This is a genomic window from Mediterraneibacter sp. HA8405, from assembly GCF_056148955.1.
Genome location: NZ_CM148758.1, coordinates 2841632 through 2863066 on the forward strand (window position 1 = coordinate 2841632; position 21435 = coordinate 2863066).

17 protein-coding genes and 1 riboswitch are annotated in these 21435 nt (G+C 47.5%); of the genes, 6 read left to right on the forward strand and 11 right to left on the reverse strand.

The window, feature by feature from the left end:
- Nucleotides 1-99 precede the first annotated feature (99 nt).
- The 8 genes from AC0QUU_RS13235 to AC0QUU_RS13270 form a co-directional block, all read right to left on the reverse strand.
- Nucleotides 100-1380, reverse strand: a complete 1281-nt coding sequence (locus AC0QUU_RS13235; protein ID WP_474543365.1) for an amidohydrolase family protein — start codon at nucleotides 1378-1380, stop codon at nucleotides 100-102.
- Nucleotides 1381-1403: 23 nt separating this feature from the next.
- On the reverse strand, nucleotides 1404-2411 hold the full coding sequence (locus AC0QUU_RS13240; RefSeq protein ID WP_474543366.1) for an XdhC family protein: 1008 nt from the start codon (nucleotides 2409-2411) through the stop codon (nucleotides 1404-1406).
- A 15-nt stretch (nucleotides 2412-2426) separates the two neighbouring features.
- Nucleotides 2427-3443 (reverse strand): molybdopterin-binding protein, encoded by a 1017-nt coding sequence (locus AC0QUU_RS13245; protein WP_474543367.1) that lies wholly within the window; start codon nucleotides 3441-3443, stop codon nucleotides 2427-2429.
- Between the two features lie 122 nt (nucleotides 3444-3565).
- Complete coding sequence (locus tag AC0QUU_RS13250) at nucleotides 3566-5494, reverse strand: NAD(+) synthase (RefSeq protein WP_474543368.1); 1929 nt, start codon at nucleotides 5492-5494, stop codon at nucleotides 3566-3568.
- 20 nt (nucleotides 5495-5514) lie between these two features.
- Nucleotides 5515-6390, reverse strand: a complete 876-nt coding sequence (gene hslO, locus AC0QUU_RS13255; protein WP_474543369.1) for an Hsp33 family molecular chaperone HslO — start codon at nucleotides 6388-6390, stop codon at nucleotides 5515-5517.
- Nucleotides 6391-6414: 24 nt separating this feature from the next.
- On the reverse strand, nucleotides 6415-7203 hold the full coding sequence (locus tag AC0QUU_RS13260; protein WP_474543370.1) for a class I SAM-dependent DNA methyltransferase: 789 nt from the start codon (nucleotides 7201-7203) through the stop codon (nucleotides 6415-6417).
- A gap of 393 nt (nucleotides 7204-7596) precedes the next feature.
- Entirely contained in the window at nucleotides 7597-9702 is a 2106-nt protein-coding gene (gene htpG / locus AC0QUU_RS13265; RefSeq protein ID WP_474543371.1) for a molecular chaperone HtpG, read from the reverse strand.
- Between the two features lie 196 nt (nucleotides 9703-9898).
- Nucleotides 9899-10558 (reverse strand): class II aldolase/adducin family protein, encoded by a 660-nt coding sequence (locus tag AC0QUU_RS13270; protein WP_474543372.1) that lies wholly within the window; start codon nucleotides 10556-10558, stop codon nucleotides 9899-9901.
- Between the two features lie 229 nt (nucleotides 10559-10787).
- Here AC0QUU_RS13270 and AC0QUU_RS13275 point away from each other — a divergent pair, with 229 nt between their 5' ends.
- The 4 genes from AC0QUU_RS13275 (at nucleotide 10788) to AC0QUU_RS13290 (ending at nucleotide 14219) form a co-directional block, all read left to right on the forward strand.
- Nucleotides 10788-11288: a GNAT family N-acetyltransferase gene (locus AC0QUU_RS13275; protein WP_474543373.1), complete on the forward strand. Its 501-nt coding sequence runs from the start codon at nucleotides 10788-10790 to the stop codon at nucleotides 11286-11288.
- A gap of 232 nt (nucleotides 11289-11520) precedes the next feature.
- Nucleotides 11521-13416 (forward strand): OPT family oligopeptide transporter, encoded by a 1896-nt coding sequence (locus AC0QUU_RS13280; RefSeq protein WP_474543374.1) that lies wholly within the window; start codon nucleotides 11521-11523, stop codon nucleotides 13414-13416.
- 105 nt (nucleotides 13417-13521) lie between these two features.
- Entirely contained in the window at nucleotides 13522-13875 is a 354-nt protein-coding gene (locus tag AC0QUU_RS13285; protein WP_474543375.1) for a PqqD family protein, read from the forward strand.
- Nucleotides 13875-14219: a hypothetical protein gene (locus AC0QUU_RS13290; RefSeq protein ID WP_474543376.1), complete on the forward strand. Its 345-nt coding sequence runs from the start codon at nucleotides 13875-13877 to the stop codon at nucleotides 14217-14219. The genes AC0QUU_RS13285 and AC0QUU_RS13290 overlap by 1 nt, the downstream gene beginning before the upstream one ends.
- 186 nt (nucleotides 14220-14405) lie before the next feature.
- Here the strand turns inward: AC0QUU_RS13290 and AC0QUU_RS13295 are convergent, their stop codons facing one another.
- A complete protein-coding gene (locus tag AC0QUU_RS13295) occupies nucleotides 14406-15866 on the reverse strand; it encodes an aminoacyl-histidine dipeptidase (protein WP_474543377.1) in 1461 nt (486 codons plus the stop codon).
- A 232-nt stretch (nucleotides 15867-16098) separates the two neighbouring features.
- Nucleotides 16099-16266, forward strand: a riboswitch (M-box (ykoK) riboswitch).
- 243 nt (nucleotides 16267-16509) lie between these two features.
- On the opposite strand from AC0QUU_RS13295, the gene mgtE reads away from it, so the two are divergent.
- Nucleotides 16510-17841, forward strand: a complete 1332-nt coding sequence (mgtE, locus tag AC0QUU_RS13300) for a magnesium transporter (RefSeq protein ID WP_474543378.1) — start codon at nucleotides 16510-16512, stop codon at nucleotides 17839-17841.
- Nucleotides 17842-17974: 133 nt separating this feature from the next.
- Here the strand turns inward: mgtE and AC0QUU_RS13305 are convergent, their stop codons facing one another.
- The gene (locus tag AC0QUU_RS13305) at nucleotides 17975-19000 is read right to left on the reverse strand and encodes a branched-chain amino acid aminotransferase (protein ID WP_474543379.1); all 1026 of its coding nucleotides are present in this window, start codon (nucleotides 18998-19000) and stop codon (nucleotides 17975-17977) included.
- A gap of 241 nt (nucleotides 19001-19241) precedes the next feature.
- Between AC0QUU_RS13305 and AC0QUU_RS13310 the strand changes: the two genes are divergently transcribed.
- Entirely contained in the window at nucleotides 19242-20555 is a 1314-nt protein-coding gene (locus AC0QUU_RS13310) for an IS30 family transposase (protein ID WP_087210550.1), read from the forward strand.
- Between the two features lie 355 nt (nucleotides 20556-20910).
- On the opposite strand, the gene ilvN is transcribed toward AC0QUU_RS13310, so the two are convergent.
- Nucleotides 20911-21420, reverse strand: coding sequence for an acetolactate synthase small subunit (ilvN, locus tag AC0QUU_RS13315; RefSeq protein WP_474543380.1), 510 nt, complete (start codon nucleotides 21418-21420; stop codon nucleotides 20911-20913).
- Nucleotides 21421-21435: the final 15 nt, after the last annotated feature.

Here is a 21435-nt window from a genome sequence, read left to right on the forward strand (position 1 = left end):
TGCGGGGGTCTGTTGTGGAATATACCACGATTATAGCAGGGGAATTTTTTGAATTGATATAGAAAAAAATGACAGGTTGCTTGAAATTTCAGCCCGTTTTTACAGTTCCGGCCTGACGCCCTTTACGTACTTGGCCCGGACTTCTCTTTCGTCTCCCAGCCAGATCAGTCTTTCCAGACGGCTTCTTATATCCAGAGGTTCCGGACTCTGCAGTCTGCTGTCATCCAGAACAACAGCGTCAAACTCATATCCCGGCTCAAAGCTTCCCACTTTTCCGAAGAATTCTCCGCCGCCCCGGGTCGCCATATAAAAGACCTCCTCTAAAGTCAGCGGTTTCTGCGTTTTATCCTGTATCCTCCATCTCATCTTTGAAGCCTGAAGAGCCTGTCTCATAGCTGCGAACATATTTAACGAAGAACCGGCAGCCACATCACTTCCCAGTCCCACATGCATTCCCCGGTCCAGAAACGACCGAACCGGCGCGATTCCTGATGCCAGATTCATATTGGACTCCGGACAGTGGGCCAGAAATACGCCCTTTTCCCGCATCCGTTTTATCTCTTTCTCCGTGCTGTATACACAGTGCGCCATGATGGTTCTGCAGTCTCCGCCGAACAGACCAGACCGGTCATAGGCGTCGCCGTAAAACTCCGCCTCCGGACGCAGCTCTTTTACCCGGCCGATCTCTTCCGGATTTTCGGACAGATGGGACTGCACCGGGAGTCCATACGCGCGCTGCAGCTGTTTTAATCCATCCAGCAGCTCATTTGTACAGGACGGGATAAAACGGGGCGTCAGTATGGGGCGGGTATTTTTATAATTCCTCTCTGCTGCTTCCCTGATCCATTTCTCCGTCTCAGCTACAGACTGCTCTGTGTCCTCCCGCAGATAATCCGGACAGTTCCGGTCCATATTTACCTTCCCGACGAAAGTATCCAGACCGCTCTTTTCCAGCAGATCCATAAGCAGAAGCACCGTTTTCCTGTGTACGGTCGCGAAAATGCAGGCTCTCGTCACCGGACTTTTTTTCAGATCTTCCACAAATATCTGATATGCTTTCTGTGCATATTCCGGGTCTGTAAATTTCGCTTCTTCCGGAAACGGAGTCGTCTCCAGCCACTCCAGCAGCTCCCGGTCCATACCCGTGCCGCGGACGGCATACTGTGAGGCGTGGACATGGAGATCCACAAGCCCCGGTATAATCAGACAATCCCCGTAATCCGTGATGGGATTGCCTCCAAGCCGGAAGGGAAGGGTCTGATAAACGCCTTTGACATATCCGTCCTGGCAGACAGCATAACCTCTTCTGCAGATTTCAAGTTCCTGCGGACTTTTGCTGTAAACGATATTTCCCTGCAGTATAAATATTGATTTTGACATAAATCCATCTCCCGACTTTCCGGCTATCTGCCGGTTCTCTCCAGCATAACCTCTGCGGTTCCTCCGCAGACCATGCCTGCATCCTCCGCTTCACCGGCTGTCATGTCCACCTTGCAGACCTGAAATTCCGGCTGTCCTGCGCGCATCATGAGCAGAGCTTTCTGTATGATTTCACTTTCCATGCAGCCGCCTCCGATGGTGCCGATACAGGAGCCGTCCTCCCGGATCAGCATTTTCGTTCCCACGCCCCGGGGAGCAGAGCCTTTCTTCGAAACAATCACGGCCAGCACTTTCTCTCTTCCATCCTCCCGGGTCAGCTCCTGAAACAGCTCTTCGGGATAGCCTTCCGTTCTTGTCCTTGTATTTTTCATCTGAATGATCTCTGCCATAACAGAAACCGCGATCTCCTCCGGCGTCTCCGCGTGAATCTTAAGTCCGATGGGCGTGTGTACCTGTTCCAGCGCCGTCCGGTCACAGCCTTTCTGCTCCAGCTGTTCCTTCACCAGAGCTGTTCTGCGCCTGCTGCCCATCATCCCCACATAAGCCCTGGGCTTATTCAGAATGGTTTCCAGACATTCTGTATCGTAGCGATGTCCCCGGGTAACGATCACGAACCAGGAGTCCCCGTCCCCTTTGATCCGGGCAAGTCCTTCGGAAAAAGGCAGGCAGATCACTTCATCCGCCCCGGCCGTTCTGGCATTATCCGCAAATTTCGGCCGGTCTTCCAGCACAGTAACAGAAAATCCCAGCATCTTTCCGATCCGGATGATGGGCATGGACACATGGCCGGCGCCGCAGACAATCAGTTTCGGCGTATGGCCCGCCCTCTCCCGGAAAACCCGTTCTTTTTCTTTCCCGGCCTGTCCTGCCGGCACGGCCGGCCCGCCTTCCGCTACATCCCCGGCATCCGCTTCTTCGCCGGCAAGTATCCGCTTCTCTCCCGCGTGTTCTCCGGTCAGAACCGTTTCCACCCAGATATCCTTCTCGGATTTTTTCAGTTCTCTGGCAAGTCTGGTATAAAAATCATCCATTTTTATTCCTCTTTCTCATTTTCCGAATCCGCAGTTCGGGAACGTACACACATCACAATTCAGGCACAGGCCGCCCTCTCCCAGCAGAGTAAAGTCTTCTGCCGTCAGTCTTTCTCCGGCCGCGATCCGGGGCAGAACAAGATCGAAAATCGTTCTTCTGGCATACATCACACATCCCGGAAGTCCCACAACCGGCACTTCTCCCGCATAAGCCAGCATAAACATGGCTCCCGGGAGCACCGGAGCGCCATAGGTAATCACGGTGTCCGCCGCGTTTCGTATGGCAAGGGGCGTCCGGTCATCCGGATCCACACTCATGCCGCCGGTACACACAACCATCTCCGCTCCTTTGTCCAGCCACTGGCGGATGGCTTCGGTAACTCTTTCCGAGTCATCTCCGGAGAGGACATTCCCCATAACCTCCATACCGGCCTCTTCCAGTTTCTTTCCAACAACAGGTGTAAACTGGTCGTTGATTCTTCCGGAAAGGACCTCGTTTCCGGTAGTCACAATTCCCACTTTCATTTTCCGGTAGGGCAGAAGACGGAATATGGGCTCTTCCCCGCAGATTTCCTTTACCTGATTCATCTTCTCTTCTTCAATCACAAGAGGCACCACACGCATGCCCGCAATCTTATCTCCTTTTTTCACGGGGAAATTTCCGTGCCGGGAAGCCAGAACCATCTGTCCCATGGCATTTACTTTATTCAGTTTGTCTCTGTCAATTTTTAACAGACCGTCACATTCTGCCGTCAGTTCAATCTTCCCCTCTTTCGGTTCGGACGCCTTCATGTGTTCTCCCTGACAGACCTGACGCAGCACCTCCGCCGCGTCATTTTCATGGAGCATTCCCTCCTGCTGTTCCCACACATACAGGTGTTCCTTTCCTACAGAGAGGAGCACCGGGATATCCTCTTCTGTCACCACATGGCCTTTCCGGAATACCGCATCCTTTACCACTCCCGGAATGATCTGGGTAATATCATGGCAGAGTATGCTGCCTACGGCATCTTCAGTTTTAATCAGTTTCACGGCTTTCTCCTCTCTTTTCTGATGAAGTCAGGCGCATATTCACAATCCGCTTCGCTGACTCGGTTAACTTGTACTTTTAATATAAAAACTTTCTCTGATCTTCCGGCGGAAGCCTTTTTCTGTCAGAAGCGGTCGGTCAGGGATATATTTCCCAGATCTTTCATCCATACATCCACACAGGCGTCGCTTGGCATTCTCCAGTCTCCTCTGGGTGAAAGCGCCACAGTACCCACCTTCGGTCCGTCCGGCAGACAGGAACGCTTAAACTGCTGGGAGAAAAATCTCCGGCAGAAAGTTTCCAGCCATTTCAGTATGGTTACATTGTCATAATCATCCTCAAATTCCCTTTCTGCAAGACGGAATATCTTACTCGGCTCATACCCGAAACGAAGCATATAATACAGGAAGAAATCATGAAGCTCATAAGGACCCACAAGATCTTCCGTACGCTGGGCAATCTCTCCGTCTTTCGGCGGAAGGAGCTCCGGGCTGACCGGTGTGTCCAGCACATCGTAAAGAACTTTCTTAAGCTCCGGATCAGCAGTCTCATCTGCCGCGTATTTTACAAGATGGCGCACCAGCGTCTTTGGAACCGAGGCGTTTACCCCGTACATAGACATATGATCTCCGTTGTAGGTAGCCCAGCCCAGCGCCAGTTCTGACATATCTCCGGTGCCGATCACCATGCCCCAGGTCCGGTTGGCAATATCCATCAGCACCTGCGTTCTCTCTCTTGCCTGTGAATTTTCATAAGTTACATCATGACATTCCGGATCCTGGCCGATATCCCGGAAATGGATATTCACCGCTTCCCCGATGGGCACTTCCATCAGCGTTGCGCCCACTTTCCGTGCCATCTCGCAGGCGTTCTGATAGGTCCGGTCTGTTGTCCCGAAGCAGGGCATGGTCACTGCGATAATATCTTTTTTGTCCCGTCCCAGCATGTCAAACGCACGGGCGGTTACAAGCAGCGCCAGCGTAGAGTCCAGTCCTCCGGAGATTCCCACTACTGCCGTTTTTGATTTTGTATGAGCCAGCCGTTTTTTCAGTCCCATAGCCTGTATGGTAAGAATTTCCTCACACCGCTTTGACCGGGCCCGCTCATCTGCCGGAACAAAAGGCATCTTCGGGAAATGTCTGGTAAGAGAAGTGACCTCATTTCTGACATGGAAAGGAACTTTGATCAGTGTACGGTGTCCCTCTGTCTTAAATGTGGTGTTTCTGCGGCGCTCGCTGATAATCCTCTGAATATCCAGCTCTGAATATATGATCTCATTGTGATACCGGCGGGCCTGTTTTAAGATGGCTCCGTTTTCCGCAATAATATTATGGCCGCCGAAAACCAGGTCCGTTGTCGATTCTCCTTCTCCGGCATTTGCATACACATATCCGGAAATCAGGCGGGCAGACTGTCCGGAAATCAGTTCTCTGCGGTAAGTATCCTTTCCGATGGTCTCGTCGCTGGCCGAACAGTTTACAATCACCGTCGCCCCCTCAAGCGCAGCCCGGATACTGGGCGGAATCGGAGACCATACATCCTCACAGATCTCTGCAGCGACAATGAGATTATCCATTTCATTCGCCTCAAACAGAATCCGGGGCCCGAAGGGCACCTTTTCTCCCCCGAAAGAAATATACCTTGCTTCTTCCGGTCCCGGCGTAAACTGACGCATTTCATAAAATTCCCCGTAATTCGGAAGGAATGTTTTTGTTGTCAGTCCGATGACCTTTCCCTCATTCAGAGCCGCAGCCACATTATACAGCTTGCCGTCCATTTCAAGTGGAAGGCCTGCGAAGACAAGGATATCTTTCCCTGCCGTAAATTTTGCAATTTCAAAAAGAGCCTCTTTCGCAGACTTCAGAAGAATATCCTGGGTAAACAGATCCCCGCATGTATAACCGGTCACACAGAGTTCCGGAAATACAAGAATTTTAGCACAGTTATCTGATGCCTCCTCAATGGCCTGACAGATCTTCTCCGTATTATACTTTACATCCGCCACCCGGATATCCGGGGTGGCCGCCGCCACTTTTACAAATCCATGTTTCATTTTCTTCCGCCTCCCTGACTTTATCTGCTCTTTTTCAACAGTTCTTTCAGCTCATCAACACTGTAGCTGTATGCTGTGTTACAGAAATGACATTTTACCTCAATGTCTTTTCCTTCGTCGATCAAAGACTGAATTTCTTTCTTCCCGATGCTGATAATGGCTTTTTCTATTCTCTGTTTTGAACAATTGCAGGTGAATCCGGCCGGAAGAGTGTCGGTAATCTCCACATCCAGGCCTTCCAGCACTTCCCGCAGCATTTCTTCCGGCGTATGCCCGTTATCCAGCATCGCTGTTACAGGGCGGATCTTACCGATATTTTCTTCCAGCTTATCCAGCACTTTATCTTCCACAAAAGGCATCACCTGTACAATGAATCCTCCTGCACAGCGGACTGTATTGTCCCCTTCCATCAGAACACCCAGTCCTACCGAAGAAGGGATCTGCTCTGACGTAGCAAAATAATAGGTCAGGTCTTCCGCAATTTCTCCGGTCTGAAGAATGGTCTGCCCGGAATAAGGTTCTTTCATGCCCATATCCCGGATTACGGTCAGCACACCCTGTCCCAGAGCTCCGCCCACATCCAGCTTACCGTTCTTCGGCGGCAGCATAACGTCCGGATTGTATGCATATCCTTTTACGCCGCCCTGGCTGTCTGCCGTAACAGTCAGGCCGCCGATGGGTCCGGAGCACTTGATCTGAACCGTCAGTATATCCTCCGGGTTTTTCATCATGCTTCCCATCATTACAGCTCCGGTCATAAGACGGCCCAGCGCAGCTGTTGCTACAGGGCTGGTATTATGTCGCTGGCGTGCTTCCTCCACCAGATTTGTGGTTACTGCGGCAAATGCGCGGATCTGCGCGCCGGCTGCCGTGGCTCTTATGATTGAATCATTCATTTTTATTCTCCTTATATGTCCTTTTTATTTATCCTCTTTTCTGCTTTTTCCGGATTCTGCCGCGATTACACAGATTCTTTCGCTTTTTTCTGTGGGCGGCTCGCGGGTAAAGGCGTCATAGGCCTGTTCGAAAACCAGTCCGGAACGGGCAAGCAGTTCCCGGATCTCTTCAAGAGTATACCCTCTTTGATAATGGGTTTCCTGATACTTCCGGAAAAGTTCCCTCCCTTCCGATGAATACTCCTCGTCCTGTATATAGAGCGTCAGATCATATTCATTGATGTGTTCTTCTTCATAATAATAGTTGTCCCAGATAAAACTGCATGTTCCTCTGTCTTCCGCAATCGTGCAGTCCCCGAGAATCTTCCTGTATTTATAGTCTGTATTAAAATCAAAAATAAACACCCCGCCGGGATCAAGATAATTATTGACCAGGCGGAATACCTGTACAAGATCTTCCGGATCCGTAATGTAATTTAAAGAATCACAGACGCTCACCACTGCCCGGACGGTGCCGTACAATTCAAATTCCCGCATATCCTGAAGAAGATACAGAATATCATGCCCGGACTTCAGCCGCTTTTCCATTGCCAGCTCCAGCATATCCTCTGAATTGTCTACGCCGATCATATCATATCCATAACCGGCCAGAAGCTCCGTAAGCGAGCCTGTCCCGCACCCCAGGTCCAGAACAATCCCGTCCTCTGTGCCGGATTCCAGAAGCAGGCCCCGTATATATTGTGCCCATTCGCTGTAGGGTACATTATCCATAAACGTATCATAAACTGATGCAAAACTCGTATACGCTTCCACTTATATCTCCTCCTGTAAATCCCCGTACACAAAAGTGTAACACATTTTCCGCAAAATAACATTAAAATTCGGATTTGTGTGCTCGAGGAGGGACGCCGGGAGAGACCGGTGTGGTGCCGGAGGACACACTTGCGTTCGGATCGCAGACGCAGGGTGCGGGAACCTGGTGACTTGGAGGAATTGTTAGAAAAAACAAAGGCCTCAGAAGCTGATGTTAGAGTCAGAGATGAAATTGTCTGAGCGAAGCGATTTTTTCATCTCTGGCTCTGCTTTTAATCAGATCCTGAGGCCTTTATTTTTTCTTCAATTCCGGAACGGAGACAGGTTCCCGCACCCTGCGTCTCCGTCCCATTCTATCCAGAATATCCTGAATATTTTCCGGGATTTCCGGTTTTATTTTGTCAGAAGCATCATGATCTCATTGCTTCTCTGTACAAATGCTGTCATTTCGTCCGGATTGAGCGGCTTATGCGCCAGCATGGCGAGATCATAGAGCTGTTTACAGATGATCGGCACATTTTTGCTGCGTTTGTGCTCTGTCACAAACTGAACCAGCGGATGGTTCGCATTGAGCACCAGAGTTACCTGGCCGCCGTACATTGACGGATCCATGCCGGTCATGCCATACATTTTCATCATTTCGCTCATACGCCTGCTGTGCTCGGACAATACAGCCATAGAAGCTACTTTATCGTCTTTCAGCTTCTCAACTTTTACATCCAGCTTGTCATCATTGAGCTCTTTTCTGAATATCTCAACAAGGCTGTCTGCCGTTTTCTGGAAGGATTCTTTTTCATCCTCTGCCACCTCATCCTTCAGAGAATCATGCACATCCGCATCAATTCGCAGGAACTGGATATCCGAATGTTTCTCTTCCAGATATGTGACAAATGCAGCGTCAATGTTGTGTGACAGAATAATCGCATCCTGGCCCTGAGCCTTGAACATATTGATATACTGGCTCTGCTGAATTTCGTCTGTCACATAGTAGATCCTTGTCTTTTCTTCTTCTTTCTTTTCCTCGTCTGTCTGTGTATCTGCAGAGGAAGAATCGGCTGTGTCCGTATCCGCGGTATCTGTATTCAGGTTTTCTGTATCCTGGCTGTCAGCTGCTTCTGATTCTCCGTCCTGAGCCTTTTCTTCTTTTGCCGGAGCATTTTCATTAATAACATCTTCGAGGGTCAGATATTTGTGTTCCAGATTCTTATAGAGCATGGAGTCTTTCATCTTCTCGCCGAATTTTTCATCCTTCAGGCAGCCGAATTTGATAAACGGACTGATATCGTCCCAGTATTTTTCATAATTCTCCCGGTCTGTTTTGAACATTCCGGTCAGCTTATCCGCTACTTTTTTGGAAATATAATCTGCTACTTTATTTACAAATCCGTCGTTCTGAAGTGCGCTTCTTGATACATTCAGCGGCAGATCCGGGCAATCGATCACACCTTTTAATACCATAAGGAACTCCGGAATTACTTCTTTAATATTGTCCGCAATAAACACCTGGTTATTGTACAGTTTGATCGTTCCCTCAATGGAATCATACTCCGTGTTAATCTTCGGGAAATAAAGGATCCCTTTCAGATTAAACGGATAGTCCATATTCAGGTGGATCCAGAACAGTGGCTCTTTGTAGTCCATAAATACCTTGCGGTAGAAGGCAATGTATTCGTCTTTCGTGCATTCACTGGGATTCTTTGCCCAGAGCGGATGTGTGTCACTGATGGAAACCGGACGTTTTACAATTTTAACTTTCTTTTTCGGTTCCCCTTCTTCACCTTCTTTCGGCTCCTCCGTAATATGCTCAACTACTTCATCTGTATCCAGGAGCTCGGATTCATCAATGGTCTCATATTCTTTCTCTGCGTTGGCTTTTGAAAGGAAAATTTCTACCGGCATAAAGGAACAGTATTTCTCAAGGACTTCTCTTGCGCGGTATTCATTTGCGAAAGCAAGACTGTCTTCATTCAGGAAAAGTGTAATCTCTGTACCGACAGTTGTCTTGTTTCCGTCCTGCATCTCATATTCTGTTCCGCCCTGGCTTGCCCAGTGCACCGGAGCCATGCCTTCTTTATAGGAAAGAGTATCAATATGCACCTCATCTGCAACCATAAATGCGGAATAAAATCCCAGGCCGAAATGACCGATCATATCGTCCTCTGTTGTCTTGTCTTTATATTTTTCCAGGAACTGGGTTGCGCCGGAAAAAGCGATCTGTGTAATATACTCCTCTACTTCATCCGCTGTCATTCCAAGACCGTTATCGATAAACTTCATGGTCTTCTCTTCCGGATTTACTATAACTTCGATCTTTGGTTTATATCCTTCCGGAAGTTCATATTCACCCATCATATCCAGCTTTTTCAGCTTTGTAATTGCGTCACATCCGTTGGAAATCAATTCCCGGACGAAAATATCGTGATCGGAATATACCCATTTCTTTATAATCGGAAATATATTCTCGCTGTCAATAGATAAGTTGCCTTTTTTTGCTTCCATATCCAACACTCCTTTGAATTAAATATCCATATCAGTCTCCTCCGTAAACACACTGTGCTGTCTGAAAGCACTTTATCTGTCCGAAAGAGGCTGTTTTCTGCATCCAGTCTATATTCTAATACAGCAATTTCCAAAAGTCAATAAAAAATCAGCACTCTTGCGGTGTGAGTGCTGATAATTTCCCGGAATACCTATTTTAAAGCTTAATTTCAGACGGATATTTCCATTTCTGAAGCTCGTCCTGGGTAAAGGATGCCGGCTCCCGCCAGTCGTTCATAGTCAGAACATGATGATAAAGTTCTGCCAGCTCTTCCACATACGCTGCCTTCAGAAAAGCTTCATAGATATTCCGGCTGTCCAAAGCTACTGCGCCGTGTTTTTCAAGGAGGAAACAGTCTGCCTCTCTGCAGCTGTCGACTACACTGTCTGCCAGCTCTGCCGTCCCCGGACGTCCGTACGGGGCAACCGGAATCCTTGCCTTTGTAACGCCCAGATGTTCTATCTCATATACAATAGCCGGAATAGGTTTATTCAGAACCGCGCATGCTGTCGCATAAAGCGAATGAGTGTGGACAACAGCCGCAGCGTCCGGTCTCTGACGGTAAATCATCAGGTGCATCAGCGCTTCACTGGTCGGTCTGAGGCCCGAAAGATTTTCGATTACATCTGCATTCATATCCATAACGATCATATCATCCGGCGTCAGCAGATCACGGTCGACACCGGTGGGAGTAATCACCACACAGCCGCTTTCAGGATCTCTTGTACTGAAATTGCCTGATTTATGTTTACAAAGTCCATCCTGCTGCGCACGTTTTGCTACGTTACAAACATCCTGTTTTAATTTTTCTAACATATTTCTCTCCTGTCCGCCGTCATCTGATCTGACGCGCTTTCTTTTTCTATATAATATCTTATATTCTGCGTCTGCTTCAAGCCTTGATTTTCCCACACTTTCACTTGAAAAAGATGTATAATATTTCTGCGGACACCGCCTGTATCCTTAGAGACGCTTTCTTGCGGGCGTGGTTTTATCATAAAATAAAGGGTGTACAGAAAAATTCAGAGAAAGGAAGTAACAGATTATGGAAACTCAATTACAGATACAGAAAGCAGCTGAGGACAGCCAGGTACAGGCCATAGCCGATCTGGCCGCAGTGATATGGGCAGAACATTTCACTCCGATTATCGGAGAAAAACAGGTTGCCTATATGGTAGATAAATTCCAGTCCTATCCGGCTCTGACTCAGCAGATTCAGGACGGATATGAATATTATCAGTTTTTCGATGACGGAGAATTTTGCGGCTACTGTGGCATCCATCCGGAAGGCGGGAAACTGTTTCTGAGCAAACTTTATATAAGGAAAGAATTCAGGGGCCGCCATCTGGCAACCAGAGTATTTGAATTTTTAAAAGTACTCTGCAAAGAAAGAGGCTATTCCGCCATCTGGCTGACATGCAATAAACATAATGACGGCAGTCTGGCTGTGTACCGCCACCTTGGGTTTGAGACAACAGACACCCAGGAAGCGGATATCGGCGGAGGCTTTATTATGGACGATTATATTATGGAATATAAACTGTAAAAACTGCATAATAAACCATTTTTATTCCCTCTCCCGCCAGGCAGCAGGCATCTGTCATTGAAAGCCCCCCTGTTGGCAATGCCGGTATCGCAAAAATGCGTCCTGCAGCGGACATATCGGAATGTCCGTAACCTTTCGCCATAAATTTCTTCTTCCCTTTAGCACGCCATAGTGCTATAATAGTCTGGACTATGTTAAGAAGTCGTTAAAAATGTAGAAAGGAATGAACATCATGGACAACAAAAATGAGTTCAAACCGTATATTCCGGCAAATAAAATTGTTCCGGAATTTACGGTAACTTCTGTTCTCATTGGTATAATCCTTGCGGTTGTGTTCGGCGCTGCCAACGCATATCTGGGGCTTCTGGTCGGCATGACGGTATCTGCTTCGATTCCTGCAGCTGTTATTTCGATGGGAATCATCCGTATCATTCTCCGCAGGGATTCCATCCTTGAGAACAACCTGGTACAGACCATCGGTTCCGCCGGTGAGTCTCTCGCAGCGGGAGCCATCTTTACGCTGCCCGCGCTGTTTCTGTGGGCCAAAGAGGGGAAAATGGCCTACCCCAGCATTTTAACAATCTTCCTGATCGCGCTGTTCGGTGGTATCCTTGGCGTATGCTTTATGGTACCTCTCCGTCAGGCGCTGATCGTGGAGGAACACGGAACACTTCCGTTCCCGGAAGGAACTGCCTGCGCGGAAGTTCTTCTGGCAGGAGAAGAAGGCGGCAGCAAAGCCGGCGCCGTATTCTCCGGTCTGGGTATTGCCGCATTTTATAAGCTTGTTGCAGACGGACTGAAACTGTTCCCCAGTGAAATCGGATACGCATTCAAAGGTTATGCCGGTTCCCAGATCGGTATCCAGGTACTGCCTTCACTGGCCGGTGTCGGATTTATCTGCGGACCGAAAATCTCCAGCTATATGCTGGCCGGAGGCGCTCTGAGCTGGTTTGTCCTCATGCCTGCTATTGCTCTGTTTGGAGCTGATGCAACGATCTATCCGGGTACAGAGACAATCTCCGCAATCCTGGCAGATCCTGAGCAGGGACCGGGCGGTCTGTGGACAAATTATATCAAATACATCGGAGCCGGAGCAGTGGCGGCCGGCGGTGTAATCAGCCTGATCAAGACATTTCCTCTGATTGTCCGTACCTTCAAGCAGGCCATGTCCAGCATGGGAAAAAAGCACCAGAACAAGAGTGTTCTGCGTACACAGCAGGACCTTCCCATGTCAGTGCTGCTGATCCTGATCGCAGCTATTGTTATCCTGATCTGGCTGATTCCTACTTTCCCGGTTAACCCCATCGGATCACTGATCATTGTAATCTTCGGATTCTTCTTTGCGTCAGTATCCTCACGAATGGTAGGTCTGATCGGATCTTCAAACAACCCGGTATCCGGTATGGCAATTGCAACTATCATTATTGCCACAGTACTTCTGAAAGTTACAGGTACAGACGGCACAACAGGTATGATCGGAGCCATCGCTATCGGCGGTGTAATCTGTATCATTGCCGCAATTGCAGGCGATACTTCACAGGACTTAAAGACCGGATTTATCGTAGGCGCTACACCGAAGAAACAGCAGATCGGTGAAATGATCGGCGTTGTTGTCTCAGCTGCTGCTATCGGCGGTGTGCTCTACCTGCTGAATGAAGCATGGGGATACGGCACAGACCAGATCCCGGCTGCGCAGGCAACAATGATGAAGATGCTCGTCGAAGGTATTATGGATGCAAACCTTCCGTGGGCACTTATCCTGATCGGAGTATGTATCGCCATTGTTGTTGAGATTCTTCAGGTTCCGGTTATGCCTTTTGCTGTAGGTATGTATCTGCCATTCAGCTTAAGCGCGGGCATTATGGCCGGCGGCGCTGTCCGCTGGATCGTAGAGCGCGTCAAAGGATCTGACGAAGAAAAGAAAGAGCGCGCGGACCGTGGCGTACTCTTTACTTCCGGACTGATCGCCGGAGAAGGTATCATGGGTATCCTTCTGGCTGTTCTGGCTGTTGCCGGTGTGGATGGAAAAATCCAGCTTCCATTCGCCCTTCCGCAGATCGGAAGCCTTATTATCTTTGTTGTACTTCTCTTCGGCCTGTTCAAACTGTGCATGAAGAAGAATAAATAATATTCCGCAGCGCCGGAGTGCGCGGAAAAGCTGCTGTACACCGCAGTCCCTCCGCCATATCCGGCGCTGTATTTTGGCATTGATGTAAAAAGGAGAAATCAGAAAATGAAAAAGAACAACCGGCAGAATTATTTGGATTATATTCCGGTAAAAAATCCGGATATTGAATCTCACATAAACGAAGATGGAAAAGCAGTTCTCCTTATCGAATGGAACGGCTTTTACCACAGAATCGCCCAACGGTTCTTCCACCGCCCCAGGGTCAGCGATATTACTCTGGACGAAACCGGCACATTTGTTTGGACGGCAATCGACGGAGCAAAAGATGTACACCAGATCTCCAAAGAAATGGAGGCACATTTTCCGAAAATGGAAAAGGCGCTGTCCCGCCTGATTAAATTTCTCGAGATTATGCACGACAATCATATGATTCACTGGAAGGGGGAGAAGCAGAAATAATGCTGAAATACATTCCTTATATTCTTCTTTTTGCACTTGCCACTATGATCATTTATGCCTGGGGATTGTGGCGTTCAGTCCGTCAGAATCAGGACCTTTCCAACCTGCTTGCAGCAAAAGGAGTCTCAAAAGTCAAAAAAGCACTCCGCAAAAAAAGCGGACTGACCTTAAAAGAGCTGGAGCCTTTCGTAAAAGATCTGACCGCGAAGCAGCCCTTCAGCCGGCAGCAGATTGCCGTAACAGACCCGAAAGAATTTCTGAATTCCATCCTGCCCTATATGGTACGGCAAAAAATGATTACAGAAAATAAAGAGGGGAACCGTACGGTGTACCGGCTGAAATAGCCGGAAACATCTGCCGGCACTGATTTATCCCTAAAATATAAGAAAGAGACATTCCCATAAAAATCCCGACTTTTAAAATTCTGGAATTCCGTGGAACTGTCTCTTTCTTTTTTCACATTTATTTTCATTGCAGCGACATATCTGCCTCTGATCTGCATTCCCCGTCTTCTGCCCCGCCAGACCTGATTATTGTTCTGCCAGTCGTCTCAGTGCATCTTTCAGGAAGCGGTAAAACCGCTCAAAGGAATCCAGCGGCAGGCTCTCATCCGGCGTATGCACATCTTTCAGTGTGGGGCCCACGGCGATGGCATCCAGTCCCGGCAGTGCGTCAGAAAACAGTCCGCATTCCAGTCCTGCATGGATTGCCTCAACCTTCAGTTCTTCTCCGAACAATTCTCTGTAGCTCTCCTGAAGCACCTGGCGTACCGGAGATTCTTCTTTATAGCTCCATCCCGGATATTCTCCGCTGAATGAAGTTTCAAATCCGAACACTTCTCCAAACAGACGCAGACGTTCCTTCATCTCTTCCTGCAGGGTGGCAACTGAAGAACGCGGAGCAAATACAAGCTTCGCCTCATTTTCTTCTGTGCGGATCACTCCCATATTCATAGAGGTTACCACAAAACCGTCCATTTTAAGGTTTCTCTTCTGCACTCCGTTCGGCGCCAGATACAATGCTCTGACAACAGCCTTTGCGTCTTCGTCAGAAAGGACATCTGCTGATGCGCCTTCTTCCACTGACGTCTCGCAGGAGAAATCCGGCTCGTCTGAGGAAAGCTCCTCCGCAAATGTTTCCGCAAGTCTGCAGGAAAGCTCTTCTGCCTTTTCAGCTTCAGAAGCCTCTGTATAAAGCAAAGAAGCCATACACTCTCTCGGGATGGCATTATCCTTGCTTCCGCCTGCCACATTGACCAGTTTTCCATCCGTCTCTTTCATCAGGCTGTGAAGCATTCTGCCCATCAGAATATTTGCATTCTGCCGCTCTTTATTGATATCCATTCCGGAATGTCCGCCCAGCAGACCGGATATCTCAATCTGAATCAGGGTTCCTTCCGCAGTCTCTCTTCTGATCGGACGCACACACTCCACTCTCAGGCCTCCGGCGCAGCTCACTGTAGCAATGCCTTCATCCTCCGAATCCATATTAATCATAGTCCTTGCGCTGATCAGAGACTTGTCGAGAGCTTTCGCTCCGTTTAATCCCACTTCCTCTTCTGTTGTAAATACGCACTCTACCGGCGGATGCTTAATATCCTCATCATCCAGAACCATCAGCATCAGAGCCACTGCAACTCCATTGTCCGCGCCAAGTGTTGTTCCGTCTGCCGTAAGAACCCCGTCTTTTACGATCAGATCAATACCATCTTTCTCGAAATCATGTTCCACTCCGGCAACCTTTTCGCATACCATGTCGATATGGCCCTGAAGCATAACTGCAGGTTTATCTTCCGCGCCTTTGCTGCCGCCCTTTTTTATTATTACATTATATGCATCATCCTGATGTACCCAAAGACCTCTGTCACCGGCAAATTTTACAAGATAATCACTGATTCCCTTCTCATTTCCGGAACCTCTTGGAATTGCGCTGATCTCCTCAAAAAATTGAAATAATTTTTGCGGCTTGTAGCCTGTAATCTTATATTCCATTTTTCTTCCTCTTTTCTATATGCATTTTCCTTTATTCTGTCCGGAAAGCATTCAGGCCATGCTGAAAATCCCGCCAGAAAAGGCTTCTATAATTATAGCAGATTCTGCTGGAAATTTCACCTTTTCCTGCGCTCTGGGCTTTTGTGTCTGTCTTCATTAAATGCATAACAGATATAGGTCATATTTTCCTTGACAGTTTCCCGTACAAAAGCTACAATAGACAAAGAAAATGAGATAATTTCGGTAGGTGAGGTTACCACAGGGATTGGGAATTTCCCGAAGACTGCTGCCGCAAGATTGTGGAGACACAATGCGCTGGTCAGCAGGAAGCGTCGTGAAGGCGCATCCTAATGCAGTTGATATGCCCTGTGATACTAAAGCTTGGACGATGTAAAGCCCACAAAATGTCAGCAGATTTCTATGCGGTTCCGTCATTGTTCAGGCAGTGACGGGGCCTTTTATTATGCGCGGAACAAAAAGTTTCTCCGGCGTAAATGTCTCGGAAACACTGTGCCGAAATAATCAAATGCAAAAAGCTTACAGGGAAATATCCCTCAAAAAGGAGGTGAGGTTATGGACTCTGGTGCCGGTTGTCACTTGTGCAGCCTAACAATCAAAAATTTTATAAAGAGAGGTAATACTTATGAACAGAGATATTTTTACAAAACTTCTGGAGCAGCGGCAGTTCAAAGCAGTAAGAAGTATTCTGGACGTAATGAACGAAGTGGACATAGCCTTGCTGCTCTCCGAACTGGATGACAAATCCCTGGCTCTTGCGTTCCGTCTGATTCCAAAGGATAAGGCGGCAGAAGTATTTTCCAATATGGATGCGTCCATGCAGACATATCTTGTACAGATTTTTACGGAAAAAGAGCTGAAGGAGCTGGTGGATGATCTGTATATGGATGATACTGTAGATATGCTGGAAGAACTTCCGGCCAATCTGGTTACCCGGATACTGGATACCGTATCTGCAGAAGACCGTATGAAAATCAATGAGCTGCTGAACTATCCCGACGACAGCGCAGGCAGCATAATGACAACTGAATATGTAGATCTGAGGAAAAGCATGACAGTAAAACAGTCCATGGCACATATTAAGGAAACCGGCATCCATAAGGAAACAATTTACACCTGTTATGTGACAGAACGCAAAAAACTGATTGGTACAGTATCCGCCAAAGAACTGATGACGGAAGATGACAACATGCTGATTGAAACCCTGATGGAAACCGAGATTATTTCCGTAAAAACACATACGGATAAAGAAGAGGTTGCCCGTCTGTTTACCAAATATGATCTGATTGCCCTTCCTGTTCTGGATGAAGACGATCATATGGTAGGTATTGTTACCTTCGATGACGCAATGGACGTCATGGTAGAGGAAGCCACAGAAGATATCACGAAGATGGCGGCCATTAATCCCAGCGAGAAGCCGTATTTTGCCACCTCCGTACTGGCCCATGCCAAAAGCAGAATTCCATGGCTGCTTGTGCTCATGTTTACATCAATTATTACAGGAACGATTATCACAAAATATGAGAATGCCTTCGCGGCAATTCCGCTTCTTGTGTCCTTTATTCCCATGCTGATGGATACCGGCGGAAACTGCGGTTCCCAGAGCGCTACACTGATTATCCGCGGACTTGCCCTGGATGAGATTCATTTCCGGGATCTGTTCCGGGTTATATTTAAAGAATTCCGTGTTTCTGTGATCTGCGGAAGCGTTCTCGCCGTTACCAATGGGATCCGTATTCTGATTACCTATCAGGATCCCCGACTGGCTCTGGTTATTGCGCTGTCTCTGATTGCTACGGTCATTATTTCCAAGCTGATCGGCTGCATGCTTCCTCTGTTCGCGGAAAAATGCCGCCTGGACCCGGCGCTGATGGCATCTCCGCTGATCACAACACTTGTAGATACCTTTTCAATTCTGATTTACTTTAGTATAGCAACCGAATTGTTTCAATTATAGCAGAAGAGGCGGTCTCTCAGTGCTTCACGCTTCTCATTATCAGAAACGGCTGCATGAACCTTCACAAATAATTCTGTGCGCTCATGCAGCCGTTTTTCCGGAATGGCTATTTCCGGTATTCTTTTTATATTTTTTACTCGATTACTTTGATCCATCCTTCCGGAGCCTCTATATGCCCCATCTGGATACCGGTCAGTGTATCATACAGTTTCTGAATGGTCGGTCCCATCTTTTCCATTCCGCTCGGGAAGCAGATCTCCTCGCCGTGATTTACAACCTTTCCTACCGGAGAGATTACAGCTGCTGTTCCACAGAGACCGCACTCTGCGAAATCCTTTACTTCATCAAAGTATACATCTCTCTCTTCTACTTCCAGACCAAGGTAATGCTCTGCCACATACATCAGTGATCTTCTTGTAATAGAAGGAAGAATTGTAGAAGAATGAGGCGTTACAATCTTATTATCCTTTGTAACGAAGAGGAAGTTTGCTCCTCCGGTCTCTTCTACCTTTGTTCTTGTAGCAGAATCCAGATACATATTTTCATCAAATCCGTTTGCGTGAGCAGTCACTATTGCATGAAGGCTCATCGCATAATTCAGTCCGGCTTTAATATGGCCTGTTCCGTGGGGCGCCGCGCGGTCAAAATCCGATACGCAGATTGTAATCGGTTTTACGCCGCCTTTGAAATAGGGGCCGACCGGTGTTGTAAATACACGGAACTGATATTCATCTGCCGGCTTTACTCCGATTACAGGGTTGATGCCGAACATATAAGGCCTGATATATAATGTAGCGCCTGATCCGTAGGGAGGAACATATGCCGCGTTCGCCTTTACAGTCTGAACCACCGCGTCCACAAAACGCTCCTCCGGGAATACCGGCATCTCCAGACGTTTTGCCGAGTCCACCATACGGGAAGCGTTAAGATCCGGACGGAAAGTTACGATATGTCCGTCTTCTGTCGTGTAGGCTTTCATTCCCTCAAATACAGTCTGAGCGTACTGGAGAACACCTGCACATTCATTCATTACAATATTCGGATCATCGATCAAAGCGCCGTCATCCCATTTTCCGTCTTTATAATTCGACACATAACGCTTATCTGTCTGAACATAGCTAAATCCAAGATTATTCCAGTCAAGATTTTTTTTCTCCATTACGTCTCCTCCATTCCTCTGCATTACGCAGGTCAACAACTCTTTACGGTGACCATTATAATACTGCCCTTAAAAAAAATCAAGAGTGCGCTCTGTTTTTTTATATAATCCTAAAATGAAATTTTAAATTCCACCCCTCTAAGGGACAGTAGAGTTTACTTCTGCACAGTTGATATTTACTCTTTCATATATTCATGGTATGGTTATCTCTCCTTCTGACAGCAGTAGAAGGAGGCACATGATGAGTAAATATATTCCTGGTAACCAGAAACATCTTACCCTCGAAGACCGTATCTATATCGAAAATGAACTGAACAAAGGCACATCCTTTAAAGATATTGCCAGGTTCCTGTGCAAGGACCCTACCACAATCTCAAAAGAAGTCAGGGCTCACCGGCTCTCGGATTGGTATCATAAAGGGACTTTCTATAATGCCAAAAACTTCTGTACCCACCGCTATCACTGCAGGAAGACAAATGCCTGCGGAAAGATTGTCCTGTGCGGCATCAAATGCGCATCCTGTCCTACCTGTAACCAGACCTGCAAAGACTTCGAAAAAGAACGCTGCTCAAGGCTTGACCGGGCTCCCTATGTCTGCAACGGCTGTACGAAAAAAATCAGTCACTGCACGATCGCCCACAAATACTCTTATAACGCCAGGTTTGCTGACAGGAAGTATCGGGAAACACTTCGGGATTCCAGAACAGGGATCAACATGACGAAACGGGAACTTCACGAAAAGGATCTGATCGTTTCCCCTCTGATCGAACAGGGACAGTCCCCTTATCATATCCTGACAAACCATCCAGAACTGGATATGTCCGTCCGTACGATGTATTCCTATCTTGATCAGGGACTCTTTACGGCACGTAACATAGATCTGAAGCGGAAGGTCCATTTCAAGCCAAGGAAGTGCCATAAAACACAGATCACGGACAGAGCCGTCTTCACCAACCGGTTATATCGCGACTTTTGTTCCCTCGGTCTAACAGACTATGTTCAAATGGATACCGTACATTCGTCCAGGGAATCAAAAAAGACCTTGCTGACTATGTTTTTCACCAAAGAGAAGCTCTTCCTCGCCTTTCTGATGAACCGATGCACGAAAGGCGCTGTCCGTCTTGTTTTTGACCGTCTGGAAAAGCGTATGGGAACTTTTGAATTCGCTTCCGTGTTTGAATATATCCTGACGGACCGGGGCTCTGAATTTGGTGACCCGGATGCTTTGGAGACCGGTGTAAACGGAATACAGCGTTCCAGCATTTATTACTGTGACCCGATGCAGAGCGGGCAGAAGGGCGGACTGGAGCAGACACACACGATGCTCCGGATGGTTCTGCCGAAAGGCACCAGCTTTGAGTTTCTCACACAATGGGATGTCAATCTGATCGTGAACCATATCAACTCTACTCCCAGGGAAAGCCTGGATGGAAGAACGCCATACAGCGTTGCATTGGAAACGCTGGGAGGAGAGGTCTTAAACGCATTTCAGCTTAGGCCGATTGCCCCGGATGAGGTAAATCTGACACCTAAGCTGATCCGCTTTAATCACTAATCAACTGATCGAAATCTGCTGTCAGACTGGAAGTAAACATTTCACATTTTTTAGATGTGACCGGTGGAATTCAGTCTCGCACACTATTTTTCAGCGGTCCGTTTCCTATGCCCAGAAATCAAGTATTTTTCGATGAGTTGAGCTAATTATAGCAGAAAAGAGGATATTTTGCTCAAAAATCTTCTGCAAAATCGGCAAAAAACAAAGTGTGGTGGAATTTAACTCTGCACTGGAATTTAAAATTTCAAGTTAGCTTTTTTATATAATGTCCGCGTCCGTCTGCTCATGCCAGCTTTCCCCGGTCGGCCGTCTGTTCATGCCAGCTCGGTTCCGGCCTTTTCTCCGCATGAGCTGACTAGCGTTCCATCATGCTGATGGATTCAATGCCTACGCTGCCGCCGCGGACTACTTCGATTGTTTTGAATTCTTCTTTCATCAGTTTAACAACAGCATCGTTTTTGGTTGCGGTCTGAACGAATTCTACAAGAACACTGTCTCTGCCGTAGTCGATTACTTTTGCCTTGAATGTTTCCGCGATCTGGAAAACTTCTACTTTGTCCTCCGGAGTGCATTTGAATACTTTTACATAGAGGATTTCTTTCATCCTTACGAATATATCCGTAAAATCAATTACCTTGATTACTTCAATTGTCCGATTGAGCTGTTTTTTGATCTGTTCAAATGTTTCATCGTCGCTTACCGTTGCAATTGTCATTCTGGACACGGTGGGATCTTCTGTGGTTCCTACGGTCAGGCTGTCCATATTATATGATTTTGCGGAAAACAGGCCGGATATTTTTGAAAGAACGCCGACCTGATTCTCAACATACAGGGAAATCCATCTCTTCTTTATACTATTATCCATTATCCTGCCTCCTTC